Here is a 2,788-nt window from a genome sequence, read left to right as displayed (position 1 = left end):
AAAAAAAAACCCCTACCTGTTTTAGAGGGAGGGGTTTTTGGATTAAGAGCCTGGCAGTTCCCTACTTTCGCATGGGGGTCCACACTATCATCGGCGCTAAGCGGTTTCACTTCCGAGGTCGGGATGGGATCGGGTGGTTCCCGCTCGCTCTGGCCACCAGGCAAACTGGTTGCTCGCTCGAGCTAAATTGTGGTGAGGCTTTCTCTCACCGTGCCTCTTTCCGTTGGGAAAGGGCTTTGGGAAACGTACACGCGTCTGTGAGTTGTCAACAGCCAAGACTCAAACGCCTTGGGTGTTATATGGTCAAGCCTCACGGGCAATTAGTATTGGTTAGCTTCACACATTACTGCGCTTCCACACCCAACCTATCAACCTGGTGGTCTACCAGGGCCCTTCAGGGGACTCAAGGTCCCAGGGAGATCTCATCTTGGGAGGGGCTTCCCGCTTAGATGCTTTCAGCGGTTATCCTGTCCGAACATAGCTACCCGGCAATGCCATTGGCATGACAACCGGAACACCAGCGGTTCGTTCACTCCGGTCCTCTCGTACTAGGAGCAACTTCCCTCAAATCTCCAACGCCCACGGCAGATAGGGACCGAACTGTCTCACGACGTTCTAAACCCAGCTCGCGTACCACTTTAAATGGCGAACAGCCATACCCTTGGGACCGGCTACAGCCCCAGGATGTGATGAGCCGACATCGAGGTGCCAAACACCGCCGTCGATATGAACTCTTGGGCGGTATCAGCCTGTTATCCCCGGAGTACCTTTTATCCGTTGAGCGATGGCCCTTCCATTCAGAACCACCGGATCACTAAGACCTACTTTCGTACCTGCTCGTCGTGTCTGACTCGCAGTCAAGCGCGCTTTTGCCTTTACACTCTGTGCGTGATTTCCGACCACGCTGAGCGCACCTTCGTGCTCCTCCGTTACGCTTTGGGAGGAGACCGCCCCAGTCAAACTACCCACCATGCACGGTCCCCGATCCGGATAACGGACCTAGGTTAGAACTCCAAATAGACCAGGGTGGTATTTCAAGGTTGGCTCCACCCGAACTGGCGTCCGAGTTTCACAGCCTCCCACCTATCCTACACAAGTCGATTCAAAGTCCAGTGCAAAGCTATAGTAAAGGTTCACGGGGTCTTTCCGTCTAGCCGCGGGTACACTGCATCTTCACAGCAAGTTCAATTTCACTGAGTCTCGGGTGGAGACAGTGTGGCCATCGTTACGCCATTCGTGCAGGTCGGAACTTACCCGACAAGGAATTTCGCTACCTTAGGACCGTTATAGTTACGGCCGCCGTTTACCGGGGCTTCGATCAAGAGCTTCGCCTTGCGGCTGACCCCATCAATTAACCTTCCGGCACCGGGCAGGCGTCACACCCTATACGTCCACTTTCGTGTTTGCAGAGTGCTGTGTTTTTAATAAACAGTCGCAGCCACCGTTTCACTGCAACCTCCTTCCGCTCCATGAGCAAGTCACTTCACGTACAAGAGGCATACCTTCTCCCGAAGTTACGGTATCATTTTGCCTAGTTCCTTCACCCGAGTTCTCTCAAGCGCCTTGGGATTTTCACCCTGCCCACCTGTGTCGGTTTCTGGTACGGCCCACTACAACCTGATGCTTAGAGGTTTTTCTTGGAAGCGTGGCATCAATCACTTCTCCTGCAAGCAGGATCGTCATCACACCTCAGGATTGTGAAACCGGATTTGCCTGATTCCACTCCCTACATGCTTAAACCGGAACTACCAATCTCCGGCTGACCTAGCCTTCTCCGTCACCCCATCGCAGTTGTAACAGGTACCGGAATATTAACCGGTTTTCCATCGACTACGCCTTTCGGCCTCGCCTTAGGTGCCGACTAACCCTGCGCCGATTAGCGTTGCGCAGGAAACCTTGGGCTTTCGGCGAACGGGTTTTTCACCCGTTTTATCGTTACTTATGTCAGCATTCGCACTTCCGATACCTCCAGCCAACCTTACGATTGACCTTCACAGGCGTACGGAACGCTCCTCTACCACTCATCCAAAGGATGAATCCGCAGCTTCGGTACATGGCTTGAGCCCCGTTGAATCTTCCGCGCAGGCCGACTCGACCAGTGAGCTATTACGCTTTCTTTAAAGGATGGCTGCTTCTAAGCCAACCTCCTGGCTGTCTGTGCCTTCCCACATCGTTTTCCACTGAGCCATGATTTTGGGACCTTAGCTGGCGGTCTGGGCTGTTTCCCTTTTCACGACGGACCTTATCACCCGCCGTGTGTCTCCCATGCTCGCACTCCTCGGTATTCGGAGTTTGCAACGGTTTGGTAAGTCGGGATGACCCCCTAGCCGTAACAGTGCTCTACCCCCGAGGGTGATACATGAGGCGCTACCTAAATAGCTTTCGAGGAGAACCAGCTATCTCCGAGCTTGATTAGCCTTTCACTCCGATCCACAACTCATCCGAATCTTTTTCAACAGATCCCGGTTCGGCCCTCCAGTCAGTTTTACCTAACCTTCAGCCTGGTCATGGATAGATCGCCCGGTTTCGGGTCTACACCTTGCGACTCAATCGCCCTATTCAGACTCGCTTTCGCTACGCCTCCCCTATCCGGTTAAGCTCGCCACAAAATGTAAGTCGCTGACCCATTATACAAAAGGTACGCAGTCACCGAACAAAGTCGGCTCCCACTGCTTGTACGCATACGGTTTCAGGTTCTATTTCACTCCCCTCTCCGGGGTTCTTTTCGCCTTTCCCTCACGGTACTGGTTCACTATCGGTCGGTCAGGAGTATTTAGCCTTGGAGGAT

Annotated in this window: 2 rRNA genes (1 of these 2 only partly in view); both read right to left on the bottom strand. The window is 53.4% G+C overall.

Going from position 1 to position 2,788, the window contains the following annotated elements:
- Window positions 1-48 precede the first annotated feature (48 nt).
- Window positions 49-161: ribosomal RNA gene (rrf, locus tag EK23_RS20970) — 5S ribosomal RNA — on the bottom strand.
- A gap of 138 nt (window positions 162-299) precedes the next feature.
- Window positions 300-2,788, bottom strand: a 23S ribosomal RNA gene (locus EK23_RS20965) (it continues 403 nt past the right edge of the window).

This window comes from Methyloterricola oryzae, assembly GCF_000934725.1.
In the GTDB taxonomy this organism is placed as follows: domain Bacteria; phylum Pseudomonadota; class Gammaproteobacteria; order Methylococcales; family Methylococcaceae; genus Methyloterricola; species Methyloterricola oryzae.
Note: the sequence above shows the minus strand (reverse complement) of the source record. Positions and strands in the feature narration are given on the sequence as shown.